The sequence below is a fragment of the Micromonospora sp. CA-248260 genome (assembly GCF_050942205.1).
GTDB lineage: Bacteria > Actinomycetota > Actinomycetes > Mycobacteriales > Micromonosporaceae > Micromonospora > Micromonospora antibiotica.
On record NZ_CP192021.1, the window covers coordinates 905,528 to 918,648 of the forward strand.

The following is a 13,121-nucleotide window of genomic DNA, read 5'->3' on the forward strand; positions in this document are numbered from 1 at the left end:
TAGTGGCATCCATCCCGCTCGGATGCCACTACAACCAGGAAACTGAGTCGATCATGCAGCGCGGTGCGTGGCGGGCAATGCGGTGCGTGGGCGGTCAATGCAGCGCGGCGCGTGGCGGAGAATGCGGCGCGGCGCGTGGTGGGCGGGGTCAGATGCCGAGGGCGGTGGCGATCTCGGTGCGTAGCGTGGTGAGCGCCGCCGCCGCCCGGGTGCGGGCCGCCGGCACGTCCCCGTCCGCGACCGGCTCCACCACCTCCAGGTACGCCTTGAGCTTCGGCTCGGTGCCCGAGGGGCGGATCACCACCCGGGCGGCGGCGGTACGCAGGATCACCACGTCGGCGGCGGGCAGCAGATCCTGCGCCTCGGTGACCGGTGCACCGAGCAGCGTGGTCGGGGTGGCCGCCCGGACCCGGGCCATCACGTCGGCGATGATCCGCAGGTCGTCCACCCGGACCGACAACTGGTCGGTCTGGTGCACGCCGAACTCGGCAGCCAGCTCGTCCAGCCGGTCGGTCAGGGTGCGCCCCTGCGCCTTCAGCCCGGCGGCCAGCTCGGCGACGGTCAGCGCGGCGGTGATGCCGTCCTTGTCGCGTACGTGCTCGGGGGCCACGCAGTAGCCGAGGGCCTCCTCGTAGCCGTACGCCAGCGGCGGCGTCCCACCCCCGGCCCGGACGATCCACTTGAACCCGGTCAACGTCTCGTCGTACGCCCGGCCCCGGGCCGCGCACATCGCCCGGAGCAGGGACGACGACACGATCGTGGTCGCGTACAGGCCGTCGACGCCGCGCCGCATCAGGTGGTCGGCGAGCAGCACCCCCACCTCGTCCCCGCGCAACATCCGCCACCCCGTCCCGGTGCCGGCCGGCTCGCGGACCACCACCGCGCAGCGGTCGGCGTCCGGGTCGTTGGCGATCGCCAGGTCGGCGTCGGTGGCGTCGGCGAGGGCCACCAACCGGTCCACCGCGCCGGGCTCCTCCGGGTTGGGGAAGCTGACGGTGGGGAAGGCCGGGTCCGGTTCCGCCTGGTCGGGCACCACCCCGGGGGTCGGAAAACCCGCCCGGGCGAAGGTCGCGGTCAGCACCGCCGCCCCCACCCCGTGCAATGGCGTGTACGCCACCCGCAGGTCACGTGGTCCGCCCGCTTCGATCACCGCGACGGCCCGTTCCACGTACGCGGCGACCAGGTCGTCGCCGAGCACCTGGCCGGGCGGCCCCAACGGCACCTGCGCCAGCGGGCCGACCGCCCGGATGGCCGCCTCGATGCCGGCGTCGGCGGGCGGCACGATCTGCGCCCCCGCGCCGAGCGCCCCACCGAGCTGGGCACCCAGATAGACCTTGTAGCCGTTGTCCTGCGGCGGGTTGTGGCTGGCCGTCACCATCACCCCGGCCACCCCGCCGAGCCTGCGCACCGCGTACGCCAGCACGGGGGTGGGCAGCGGCCGGGGCAGCAGCAGCGCCGGCCGGCCCGCGCCGGTGGCGACCTGGGCGGTGCGCTCGGCGAACTCCCGGGAACCGTGCCGGGCGTCGTACCCGATCACCAGCGGACCCTCGCCGCCCTCGGCGGCGAGCCAGCCGACCAGCCCGGCCGCCGCCCGGGTGACCACCGCGAGGTTCATGCCGTTCGGCCCGGCGCGCAGCGGGCCGCGCAGCCCGGCCGTGCCGAAGGTCAGCGGGCCGGCGAACCGGTCGGCCAGCTCCGGCGCGCTGGCCGGCAGCCGGTCGAGCACGGCCCGCAGCTCGTCCCGGCTGGCCGGGTCGGGGTCGTCGTCGAGCCAGCGTCGAGCCTGGTCGCGCATCCGGTCGAGGTCAGTGCTTTCCGCCACCATTGCCTCTTGATAGCACGACGGCGGAACACCGCGTCCGGTCGACCCGGATCACCTTGCCGGGCGGGCCGGTCCGGCCCGCCCCACGAGCCGGCTCAGCTGGAGCCGGTGAGCTGGAACGACTTGACCATCTCGTCGAAGATCGGCTTGCTCTCGGCGAACTTGGCGTCGTTGGCGGTGAGATAGAACGAGTAGACCTTCCCCTCGTGCACCACCCCACGCCACACCCCGTGCCGCTTGTCGCCGCCGTCGCCGCAGGTGTACTCGAACTCGGCGGCCGACTTGCCGGCCAGGTTCTTCTCGCCCATCGCCAGCTGCTCGTAGGGCCTGGCGCAGGAACTCGTCCGCTTGCGGAGGCCGTCCGCTGCCACTTCGACCCAGCGGCTCGAGGAGCCGCCGAACTTCTCGGTGAGGATGCGCACCTTGCGCCCCTTGTCCTGCGGGTCGACGTAGTCGATGTAGACCCCGCCGGTCGCCCGCTGCCAGCCCTTCGGCACGTTCACCCGGATGCCCCGGGCGCTGTGCTCCTGCATCGGCGGCAGCTCGCCGCCACCCGCAGCCGGTGCGCTCGGGCCGGCCTGCGGGGGTGGGGTCGACTCCGGGTCGCCGCCGCTGAACAGGGCCACCGCTCCGATCAGCAACACCACGGCCAGGCCGCCGGCCGCCGCGAGCTGGAGCTTGCGCGGCCAGCCCTTGACCGTGCCGACGAGTCGACCGCCGGCACCCTTCGCCCGGCCGAGCGCGCCACCGTCGGCCCCGCCCGGCGGCGCGGGTGGCGACGTCCACGACTGGCCGGTGCCGGGGATGGACCACTGCCCGCCGTACACCGCCTGGGTCTGCTCGGAGTTGCCGCCACCGCCGTAGATGGCCTGGGTCGGCTCCGCCGTCCCGTAGCCGGCCCGGGCCGGCTCGGGGCCCCCGCCGATGCGCTGGGTGGCGTCGGTGGTGCCGCCACCGATGCGCTGGGTGGCCTCCGGGGCGGCGCTCGGGGTGATCCCGCTGGGTGGCCTCCGGCCGGCCGTACGTCCCGGCGGTCGGGCGGGTCGGCAGCGGGTCGACGGTGGGCCCGCCCGATGCCGGCATCGCATCGGTCGGGGTGTGCAGCGGGCCGGCGAACGCGTCGGCGCTGGTGTCGTCGAGGGCGGCGGCCGAGGTCGCCACCGGCTCGGGGCGTTCACCCCGGCGCAGCTTCGCCAGCCGGTCGGTCAGCGACTCACCGGCGGCCAGCATCGCCCGGCCACCGATCTGCCCGCTCGGCTTCGACTCGGCCGGCGGCGCGGTGACGGCCGGCGGCCCCGACGGGCGCTGCACCGGCACCACCGAGTACGGGTCGGTGATCGAGTTGACCGCCGTCGCCGTGCTGGTCAGCGGGCCGGCGAGCAACTCGCGCAGCATCGCCCGCGCAGTGTGCACGTCGAGCCGGCGGGCCGGGTCCTTCTCCAGCAGGCCCATCAGCACCCGGGTCAGCGGGCCGCTGCGCTGCGGGGTGGCCGGCGGGTCCTCGACGACCGCGTGCATGGTCTCGATCGGGTCGCCCTTGTCGAACGGGGGCCGCCCCTCGACCGCCGTGTAGAGGGTCACACCGAGCGAGAACAGGTCGCTGGGCGGGCCGAAATCCTGCCCCATGGCGCGCTCGGGGGAGATGAAGTGCGGCGAGCCGAGCACCATCCCGGGGGTGGTGAGCTGGACGTCGGTGGGCATCCGGGCCACCCCGAAGTCGGTCAGCACACAGCGGCCGTCGGTGCAGATCAGCACGTTCGCCGGCTTGACGTCACGGTGCAGCACCCCGTTGGCGTGCGCCACCTCCAGCGCGCCGAGCAGCGCGATGCCGATCTTGGCGACCGCGCGTCCGGCCACCGGGCCGTCCTCGATCACCATGTCGGCGAGGCTGCGGGCGTCCAGCAGCTCCATCACGATCCACGGCCGGCCACCCTCGGTGACCACGTCGTAGACCTGGACCACGGCCGGGTGCTGGATCGCGGCGGCGGCACGCGCCTCGCGCAGGGTGCGTTCGTACATCGCGTCCCGGTCGCTGGGGGCCAGCCCGGGCGGCAGGACGACCTCCTTGACCGCCACGTCGCGCCGCAGCAGGGTGTCTGTCGCGCGCCAGACCGTGCCCATGCCGCCGTTGCCCACCGAGGAGCGCAACTCGTACCGGCCGCCGATGATGGTGCCGGGTGCTGCGCGTCCGTTGGGAGGACTCACTGGTCCGCCGCTCCACGTCGGGATCTGAGTCACAGGAAAAGCCACCGGGAAAGTCGAGGGGGCTGGGACACAACGTCTCTATCTTGCTGGTTCCGACGCCCGATGCGAAACCCGACGCGGCGGACCTTTGTCCTATCCGACGCTACCGACCGCCATGCCGAACGGTGTGTACCTGGCCGTTCACCTGCCGTCGACCGATGCCGAACCGAGATGTGCGCCATCCCTCACCCCACCGATGCCGCCGGGCGTCCTACCATCCCTGGATGAGTGAAGCGCGGGCGAGCGAGTCGGGGTTCCCCATCAAGGGCGTCTACACGGCTGCGGACCTCCCCCCGGAGCTGGACTCCCGCCTCGGCGAACCGGGCCAGTACCCGTACGCCCGGGGGGTCTACCCGACGATGTACACCTCCCGGCCGTGGACGATGCGCCAGTACGCCGGCTTCGGCACCGCCACCGAGTCCAACGCGCGCTACCACCAGCTGCTGAAGGCCGGCACGATGGGCCTGTCGGTCGCCTTCGACCTGCCCACCCAGATGGGGTACGACTCCGACGACGCCATCGCGAGCGGCGAGGTGGGCAAGGTCGGGGTGGCGATCGACTCCATCGAGGACATGCGGCTGCTCTTCGCCGGCATCCCGCTGGACAAGGTCTCCACCTCGATGACCATCAACGCGCCCGGCTCGGTGCTGCTGCTGCTCTACCAGCTCGTCGCCGAGGAGAACGGCCTGTCCGGCTCGGCGCTCAACGGCACCATCCAGAACGACATCCTCAAGGAGTACATCGCCCGGGGGACGTACATCTTCCCGCCGAAGCCGTCGCTGCGGCTGGTCGCCGACACCTTCGCGTACTGCCGCAAGGAGGTGCCGAAGTGGAACACCATCTCCATCTCCGGCTACCACATGGCGGAGGCCGGGGCGACGCCCGCGCAGGAGATCGCGTTCACCCTGGCCAACGGGGTCGAGTACGTCCGGGCGGCGCTGGCCGCCGGGCTGGCGGTCGACGATTTCGCCCCCCGGTTGTCGTTCTTCTTCGTGGCCCGCACCACCCTGCTGGAGGAGGTCGCGAAGTTCCGCGCCGCCCGGCGGATCTGGGCCCGGCTGCTGCGTGACGACTTCGGCGCGAAGGACCCGAAGTCGATGATGCTGCGGTTCCACACCCAGACGGCGGGGGTGCAGCTGACCGCCCAGCAGCCCGAGGTGAACCTGGTCCGGGTGGCGGTGCAGGGGCTCGCCGCGGTGCTCGGCGGCACCCAGTCGCTGCACACCAACAGCTTCGACGAGGCGATCGCGCTGCCCACCGAGAAGGCCGCCCGGCTGGCGCTGCGTACCCAGCAGGTGCTGGCGTACGAGACGGACCTGACCGCCACCGTCGACCCGTTCGCCGGGTCGTACGTGGTGGAGGCGATGACCGCCGAGATCGAGGCGGCGGTCAACGACCTGATGGACCGGGTCTTCGACCACGGTTCGGCGGTGGACGCGATCGAGGCCGGGTTCCAGAAGCGGGAGATCGAGCAGTCGGCCTACCGGTTCGCCCAGCAGATCGACGCGGGGGAGCGGGTGGTGGTCGGGTTGAACCGCTTCCAGATCGACACCGAGGAGCCGTACGAGCCGCTGCGGGTGGACCCGACGATCGAGGCGACCCAGGCGGAACGGCTGGCCCGGCTGCGGGCCGAGCGGGACGCCGGGGCGGTCGAGCGGGCGCTGGCCGAGCTGCGGGCCGCCGCCGAGGGGGACGAGAACGTGCTCTACCCGATGAAGGAGGCGCTGCGGGCCCGGGCCACGGTGGGTGAGGTCTGCGGGCTGCTGCGCCAGGTCTGGGGGACGTACCGCCCGAGCGACCGTTTCTGACCCCGGTCCGACCGCTGCGGTCCCGGCCGGTGTGCCGCCCGCGACCCGGCGGGTGGGCCGAGCCCCACGTTGATCCGCACGGCGACCTCCGCCGGCAGTCCGCTGCCGGCAGGGGTCGCCGTCGTCGTCCGGTCTGGGCCGCTAGGGGTCGCCAGGCCGACGCGCCCGGGGCTACCGTCGGTGACAGCCTGCGGTGGTGTGCCAGGTCGGCCCGGCAGGCGGCGGGGCGGCTCGGGTGGCCGGGGCGTGCGGTGCGGGGTTCGTGGGTAAACCCGGACGGGTGGACGGGGCGGACAGCATGTCCGCGCGGGCCCGGAGACGCCGTGTCACCGTCGGGCACCGGCTGTTCACCCGGCGGCGTCGGCTAATTGTCGGACCGGCGGTCGACCGGGGCGACCAATGCGACAATTCGGGTACGACGGCCCCGGATCGACGCCGATTTCGCGACCGCCCAATCGGTTACGCGTTGTAGGAGGTGGGGGGCAGATGACGGCGTCCGACCGCGATCTACCTGCTGTCCCGCAGATATTTGACCCCTCCCACCAGGGCTTACGTGACGCTGTGCGCTCCGATCACTACCGTAACGAGGTTGCGCAGCGTCACCGTCGGAGGTCTAGGCTGTCTGCTGTCCTCCCCGATGATCCATCCATTTCTAGTGATCGAGAATTCGACGTGACGAGTGCGTTGACGCTGCCGAACGGCAGCCAGCTGGCGTCGTCCTGGGCGGAGGCGCCGTCCGGGTCCCAGCCCCTGCCCCACGATCTGGATCACCTGCTCGCGCTGCGGGTACCCGGCCTGATCGCCACCCGCCGCCACCTCCACTCCCACCCGGAACTCTCCGGTGAGGAGTTCGAGACGGCGGCGCTGATCGCCCGGGAACTCACCCTCGCCGGGCTGCATCCCCGACTGCTGCCCAAGGGCAACGGGGTGATCTGCGACATCGACGGGCGGCCCGACGGCCCGGTCGTGGCGCTCCGCGCCGACATCGACGCCCTGCCGCTGACCGACGTCAAGGACGTCTCCTACCGGTCCACGGTGGACGGTGTGTGCCACGCCTGCGGCCATGACGTGCACACGGCCGTGCTGCTCGGCGTCGGCATGCTGCTGGCCCAGCTCGCCGACGCCGGCCAGCTCGACGGCCGGGTCCGGATGATCTTCCAGCCGGCGGAGGAGATCCTGCCCTGCGGCTCCCTGGAGGTCATCGAGGCCGGCGGCCTGGACGACGTGGTGCAGATCTTCGCCCTGCACTGTGACCCCAACCAGCCGGTGGGCCGGGTGGGGTTGCGGGTCGGTCCGATCACCGCGGCGGCCGACAACGTCACCGTCAAGCTCACCGGGCCGGGCGGGCACACCGCCCGCCCCCACCTGACCGTCGACCTGGTCGACGCGCTCGGCCGGCTGGTCACCGAGGTCCCGGCCCTGGTCACCCGCCGGGTGCCGGCCAACAGCGGGCTGCTGCTGGTGTTCGGCCACGCCTCGGCCGGCACCCGGTACAACGTCATCCCGTCCGAGGCGTGCGCGGCCGGCACCCTGCGGGTGATGGACCGCGACACCTGGGAACGGGCCCCGGAGATCGTCGCTCAGGTCGTCCGGGACGTCCTCGCGCCCACCGGCGCCACCGTCGACCTGGAATACCTGCGCGGCCGGCCACCCGTCAGCAACGACGCCCGCGCCATCGGCATCCTCACCGCCGCCACCGCCGCCGCGCTCGGCCCGGAGGGGATCGCGGAGACCCCGCAGAGCATGGGCGGCGAGGACTTCTCCTGGTATCTCGAACACGTCCCCGGTGCGCTGGCCCGGCTCGGCGTGGGCCGCGCCGGGGGCCCCACCATGGACCTGCACCGGGCGTCCTTCGACGTCGACGAGCGGGCCATCCCGGTCGGCGTGCGCGTCATGGTGCAGACCGCGTTGCGGGCACTGGCGGCGGCCCGGTAGGAGCCGGCGGGTGACCCCCGCCGCCCGGTCCACCAGGCATCGGTGCGCGTCCCCCGCCGACCGGCCCCGCCGGCGGCGGGGGCTGCCGCCGCCGGCCCCGCCGCCGCAGCACCACCACGAGCGCCGTCACGGGCACCCCGATGATCAGCAGCCAGGGCAGCAGCGCCCCGAGCACAGTGAGCAGTACGCCCATCGAGGCGAGGAAGACGGTCCAGCCGCCGCGCAGGCCCACCATGAACCCGGTCCGGTCCGCCGGTTCGTCGTCGGCCGTCGAGGCGTCCCGGCCGACGAAGGTCACCGTGATCGTGGAGAGCGCGGTCAGGTCGGCCAGCCGACGCTTCTTCGCCTCCAGCGAGGCCAGGTCCGCCTCCCGGCGGGTCACCTCGTTCTCCAACGAGACCAGCTCCGCCACCGTGTCGGCCCGGGCCAGCAGCCGGCGGGCGCTGTCCACCCGGGCCCGCTGGGTGACGATCCGGGCGTCCAGGTCGACGGTCTCCTCGGTGACGTCCTGGGTACGGATCTCCCGGCGCTGCTGCCGACCGTAGGTGGCCAACTCGTCGACGAGCGCGGTGAACTTCGCCGCCGGCACCCGCAGTTGCAGCTCCGCCTGGGCGGACGCGTCGACACTGCGACGCTGGTCGCCGCCGACGAACCCGCCGGTGGCGGTGACCGCGTCCACCGCCCGCCGGGCGGCAGCCTCCACGTCGTCCACCTGCACCCGCATCGTTCCGGTGTAGATGATCGCGCGCTGGTCGACCCGCAGGTCGGCCGCGCCCGTACCGGCCTGTCCGTTCGCCGCATCGCGGTCCGGCGCCGCGCCGCCCGGTGCCCCCTGCGCCGGCGCCTTCTCCTGCGGCGCGGAACCGGCCGAACTGCCGTCGCGGTCGCCCGCCCCGCACCCGGCCAGCAGCAGCGCCGCCAACCCGATCGCCGCCAGGGCCCGTGCCCCACCGGCCGCTGTCCCCAGTGTCATCCCCGCTCCCGTCGTCGTCCGTCCCCCGGTTCCGGGGCGATAGCTCGGACGCGGCGCACGGCCGCCCCGGTTCCGGCAGACTGCGCTGAGGACATCACGATTCGATAAGCGAGGAGTCACGATGCGGCTCACCAAGTTCTCGCACTCCTGTCTGCGCATCGAACGCGACGGGGCGGTGCTGGTCGTCGATCCGGGCGTGTTCAGCGAGGCGGCGGCGCTGGACGGGGCGGACGCGGTGCTGGTCACCCACGAACACCCCGACCACCTCGACACGGCGGCGCTCGCCCGCCGGCTGGACCGGGAACCCGTCCCGGTGTACGGCCCGGCGGCGCTCGGTGCCGTCCTCGGCGACGCCGCGGCGGCCCTCACCCCGGTCACCCCGGGTGACACGTTCACCGCCGCCGGCATCCCGGTGAGCGCCGTCGGTGGCCGGCACGCCGTGATCCACCCCGACATCCCGGTGGTGGACAACATCGGTTACCTGATCGACGGCACGGTCTACCACCCCGGCGACGCGCTGTACGTCCCCGAGGGGGTCGAGGTGGACACGCTCTTCGCCCCGATCCACGCACCCTGGTCGAAGTTCTCCGAGGTGGTCGACTTCATCCGGGCGGTCGCCCCGCGCCGGGCGTACGCCCTGCACGACGCGCTGCTCAACGACAACGGGTACGGCGTGCTCGACCGGCAGTACACCGCGCTGTCCCGCACCGACTACCAGCGGCTGGAGCCGGGCAGCCGGATCGACGCCTGAGCCGTGGCCGTCGACGAGTCCACGCTGGCCCGGCAGCTCTACCGCACCCCGCCCGACCGGTTCGTGGCCGCCCGGGACGCCGCCGTCGCCGAGGCCCGCCGGGTCGGGGACGTCGCCACCGCCCGGCGGATCGCCGGATGGAAGCGGCCCACGGTGGCGGCCTGGCTGGTGAACCTGCTCGCCCTGGACCGGCCCGAGCTGGTCGCCGACCTCGGGCCGCTGGCCGAGGCGCTGCGCACCGCCCAACGCGATCTCGAGGGTGCCCGGCTGCGGGAGTTGTCCGCCCAGCGGCGGGAACTGGTCGCCGCGCTGGTCACCGAGGTACGCCGGATCGTCGCCGACATTCCCGACGCACCGCCGGCCACCCGACTACCACTGGCCGAGGTCGAGGCCACCCTGCACGCCGCGCTCGCCGACACCGGGGTGGCCGGGCAGGTCCGGTCCGGACGGCTGCTGCGGGCGGTGCACCACTCCGGGTTCGGCGAGGTGCCCCGCCCCCAGCTGCGGCTGGTCACCGGCGGCGTCGCCGAGGAGGCGACCGGTGGCAGGGCGGCGGCTGGTGGTGGCGCGCGGGCGGCCGGGGGTGGGACGGCGGCCGGTGGTGCCGGGACGGCGGCTGGCCGCGTACCGGCGCGGGAGGCGGACCGGGGCGGTGCGCGACGGGCCCGTGACGAGCGGGTGGCGGCGCGGGCCGCCCAGGCCGAACGGGCCAGGCGTCGCCGCGCGTTGGACCGGGAGTTGGCGGCGGCACGGGCCGCCCAGCGGCAGGCGGAGCAGGACCTGGACGGTGCGGCGACGGCCGAGCGGGCGGGTGCCGACGCGCTCGACCGGATCGAGGGGGAACTGGCCGAACTGGAACGCCGCCGGGCCGCCGCCGAACAGGAGCTGAGCCGGGCCAAACTGGCCCGTCGGGCGGCTGAGCGGGCACTCACCGCCGCCCGCCGCCGCACCGGGGAGGTCGAGGGGGTGATCGAGGCGGCGGACGCCGAGGAGGCGGACCCCACGGCGGACGCTGAGGGGGCAGACTGAACACGATGAATGCGTGCATCGGGCGGTCGGGATGACGCCGGAACAGGTCGCCGCCGGCAGCAAACCCGCCGTGCTGGAGCTGGGGGAGCTGTTCAGCCGCTGCCCGGGGACCCTGCGGCGGGCCAGGACGATGGGCATTCCCGGCTGGGCGTTCTATGTCACCGGGCGGGCCGGCGCGTTGGGTGACATCCGCGCCGAGACGGTGGCGGCGGCGCTGGGGTTCCTCGCCCCGGAGGCCGTCGCCGACGGGTGGGACACCGCCGTGCGGGTGGTCCGACCGTTGGAGGTGGCCACCGCGAACCTGACCGAGTGCTGCCGGTGGGGTGCCCAGCACCTCGACGACCTGCCCGACACACCCCGGCTGACGGCCCTGCTGGAACGGGTGGTGGCCGCCGCCGACGCGACCGGCATGCCGCTCTTCGCGGCCTGGCGGGCCATGCCGCTGCCCGAGCACACCGAGGGGGCCCGCGCTGCCGTGGCACTGCTGCTGTTGCGGGAACACTTCGTCGGGGCCTACCTGCTGGCGGTGCGGGCGGCCGGGATGACACCGCTGGAGGCCGTACTGGCCGGGCCGGAGGGGGAGGCCGGGGCGGCGGCGTGCGGGTGGTCTCCGCCGTACCCGCCGGTCGGGCCGTTGGTGCGGCGTCGGCTCTGGGCCGAGGCGGTGACCGACCGGTTGGCCTCGGCCGGGTTCCGGGCGCTCCCCCCGGCCGAGGGCCGGGAGCTGATCGAGTTGCTCACCGACGTGCGGGCCCGGCTCCGCGCCGAAGCGGACGGCTGACCGATCCCGGCCGGCCCGGTGCGGCCGGTCCCGGCGCGGCCCGGTGCGGCCGGTCCCAGCCGGCCCGGTGCGGTGCGGCCGGTCCCAGCCCGGTCCGGCCCGGCCCGGTGCGACCGGCAGTTCGGTGCGACCGGTCGGCGACCCGAAAAATCAGCGGCGGGGTGGCGGGCTGGCTGCCAGGATCTGCGGCGTGACGCTCCCCGCCGGCTGGACCGCCCGCCGCCCCACCCTGGACGACGTGCCCGCGCTGCTCGCCGTGGTGCACGCCGCCGACACGTTCGCCATCGGCCACCCCGACTTCGACGCCGACGACGTCCGGGCCGCGCTGACCGCGCCGTTCTTCGACCCGCAGCACGACTCCTGGGTCCTGACCGATCCTGATCAGCAGGTGGTCGGCTGGACCCTTGTCGACAACCCGACCGGGGTGGGCCGCGAATACCTCGACGTCTTCGTCGATCCGGAGCGCGCGACGGAGCAGCGGGCCGTGCTGCTCGACCGGATGCTGCGCCGGATCGCCGAACGCGCCACCGAGCGGGGCCGGCCCGCGCTGACCGTCCGCGCCGCCGCCTGCCCGCCGGAGACCCGCTGGGCCGGTGAGCTGACCGCCGCCGGTTTCACCCGGGCCAAACGGTACCTGCGGATGAGCCGGTCGCTGGCCGACCTGCCCGCCGAGCCGCCACCTCCACCCGGGGTGACCGTCCGGCCGCTGCGCCCCGACGACGAGGCCGACCTACGGCTGTTCCACCGGATCCACGACACGGCGTTCCGGGACACCCCGGACTACGAGCCGATCGGCTTCGAGGGCTGGCGGGACCGGCTCACCGACGGCGGGCGGGTCTGGGACGAGTGGTTCCTCGCCGAGGTCGACGGCGAGCCGGCGGGCGCGCTCAACTCGTCCGACCAGGCGCTGGAACAGGACATGGGCTGGGTGCGCACGCTGTCGGTGCTGCCCGCGTACCGGCGGCGCGGGGTGGGGGCGGCGCTGCTGCGGCGGGCGTTCGCCGTCTACGCGGCCAAGGGCCGGGGTCACGCCGGGCTGGGGTTCGACCTGGCCAACCCCACGACGCCGGTCACCCTCTACCGCGCGGTGGGGCTACGCGAGACCCGCTGGATCGATCTGTACGAGCGGAGCGTGCCCGCCACCTGACCGGCCCGGCACGCGCCGGCCGCCCCGGTGCGTGCCCGGCTGTCCCGGCCGGCCCGGTGTGTGCCGGAGCTGACGCCCGACGGGGTCGCCGTCGGGCGTCAGCGACGCCGGTAGCACACTGGACGGGTGCGACACGCGTTACGCCGAGGCGGTGCCGGTGGGGCGGGACCGCAGCTCGGAGACGTAGTCGTCGGGTGCGCCCGCCTTCTCGGCGGCGTTGGCGATCTCCGACAGGTACCAGGCGGTCGGCAGGCCGCCCTCGTAGCCGTCGAAGACGTACACCCAGGCGGTCACGTCACCGTCCAGCGTCAAGACCCGCACGGTGAGTTTGCGGTACGTGCCGGCGGTGACGCCCTCCAACTCGTCGAGCTGAGCGGCGTCGTACGGGTCGATGTCGTAGAGCGCCACGAAGACCCGGTCGCCCGGGGACTCGACCACGGTGCTGACGGACCCCTCCCAGCCGATCACGTCCTCGCCCGCGAAGGTCAGCCGCCACCCCTCCAGCCAGCCGACGCCCACCATCGGCGAATGCGGACAGTAGGCACGCATCCGGGCAGGGTCCAGGTTTGAGCCGTAGGCCGCGTAGTGACGCACGGCGATGACGATAGCCCGGCAGACGGGTGGGGGAGAA

General features: G+C 74.1%; 9 protein-coding genes and 1 pseudogene. 6 read left to right on the forward strand and 4 right to left on the reverse strand.

Annotation, left to right across the window (positions count from 1 at the left end; genetic code table 11):
* Positions 1-148 precede the first annotated feature (148 nt).
* Entirely contained in the window at positions 149-1,825 is a 1,677-nt protein-coding gene (locus ACQP2H_RS04285) for a phospho-sugar mutase (protein WP_433231189.1), read from the reverse strand.
* Positions 1,826-1,917: 92 nt separating this feature from the next.
* Positions 1,918-4,060: pseudogene (locus ACQP2H_RS04290) on the reverse strand (protein kinase domain-containing protein).
* Positions 4,061-4,290: 230 nt separating this feature from the next.
* Between ACQP2H_RS04290 and ACQP2H_RS04295 the strand changes: the two are divergent.
* Positions 4,291-5,874: an acyl-CoA mutase large subunit family protein gene (locus tag ACQP2H_RS04295; RefSeq protein WP_219467006.1), complete on the forward strand. Its 1,584-nt coding sequence runs from the start codon at positions 4,291-4,293 to the stop codon at positions 5,872-5,874.
* Between the two features lie 672 nt (positions 5,875-6,546).
* Positions 6,547-7,809 (forward strand): amidohydrolase, encoded by a 1,263-nt coding sequence (locus tag ACQP2H_RS04300; protein WP_208568617.1) that lies wholly within the window; start codon positions 6,547-6,549, stop codon positions 7,807-7,809.
* Here the strand turns inward: ACQP2H_RS04300 and ACQP2H_RS04305 are convergent.
* Complete coding sequence (locus ACQP2H_RS04305; RefSeq protein WP_433231192.1) at positions 7,766-8,782, reverse strand: DUF4349 domain-containing protein; 1,017 nt, start codon at positions 8,780-8,782, stop codon at positions 7,766-7,768. The genes ACQP2H_RS04300 and ACQP2H_RS04305 overlap by 44 nt on opposite strands.
* 121 nt (positions 8,783-8,903) lie before the next feature.
* Here ACQP2H_RS04305 and ACQP2H_RS04310 point away from each other — a divergent pair, with 121 nt between their 5' ends.
* From ACQP2H_RS04310 to ACQP2H_RS04325, 4 genes are all read left to right on the forward strand, one after another.
* Positions 8,904-9,533 carry an MBL fold metallo-hydrolase gene (locus ACQP2H_RS04310; RefSeq protein ID WP_219467010.1) on the forward strand — a complete coding sequence of 210 codons (630 nt, stop codon included), beginning with the start codon at positions 8,904-8,906 and terminating at the stop codon, positions 9,531-9,533.
* Between the two features lie 3 nt (positions 9,534-9,536).
* Positions 9,537-10,562, forward strand: a complete 1,026-nt coding sequence (locus ACQP2H_RS04315) for a hypothetical protein (RefSeq protein WP_433231195.1) — start codon at positions 9,537-9,539, stop codon at positions 10,560-10,562.
* A 31-nt stretch (positions 10,563-10,593) separates the two neighbouring features.
* Positions 10,594-11,343 carry an SCO6745 family protein gene (locus tag ACQP2H_RS04320; RefSeq protein WP_208568668.1) on the forward strand — a complete coding sequence of 250 codons (750 nt, stop codon included), beginning with the start codon at positions 10,594-10,596 and terminating at the stop codon, positions 11,341-11,343.
* A gap of 190 nt (positions 11,344-11,533) precedes the next feature.
* Complete coding sequence (locus ACQP2H_RS04325; protein WP_208568613.1) at positions 11,534-12,490, forward strand: GNAT family N-acetyltransferase; 957 nt, start codon at positions 11,534-11,536, stop codon at positions 12,488-12,490.
* A gap of 138 nt (positions 12,491-12,628) precedes the next feature.
* Here the strand turns inward: ACQP2H_RS04325 and ACQP2H_RS04330 are convergent, their stop codons facing one another.
* The gene (locus ACQP2H_RS04330; RefSeq protein ID WP_208568612.1) at positions 12,629-13,084 is read right to left on the reverse strand and encodes a gamma-glutamylcyclotransferase; all 456 of its coding nucleotides are present in this window, start codon (positions 13,082-13,084) and stop codon (positions 12,629-12,631) included.
* Positions 13,085-13,121 lie beyond the last annotated feature (37 nt).

Bases quoted from the DNA above. Each gene is read 5' to 3' on its own strand.
- ACQP2H_RS04310 (WP_219467010.1), top strand. From the start codon at position 8,904: ATGCGGCTCACCAAGTTCTCGCACTCCTGTCTGCGCATCGAACGCGAC.
- ACQP2H_RS04305 (WP_433231192.1), bottom strand. From the start codon at position 8,782: ATGACACTGGGGACAGCGGCCGGTGGGGCACGGGCCCTGGCGGCGATC.
- ACQP2H_RS04295 (WP_219467006.1), top strand. From the start codon at position 4,291: ATGAGTGAAGCGCGGGCGAGCGAGTCGGGGTTCCCCATCAAGGGCGTC.
- ACQP2H_RS04285 (WP_433231189.1), bottom strand. From the start codon at position 1,825: ATGGTGGCGGAAAGCACTGACCTCGACCGGATGCGCGACCAGGCTCGA.
- ACQP2H_RS04320 (WP_208568668.1), top strand. From the start codon at position 10,594: ATGACGCCGGAACAGGTCGCCGCCGGCAGCAAACCCGCCGTGCTGGAG.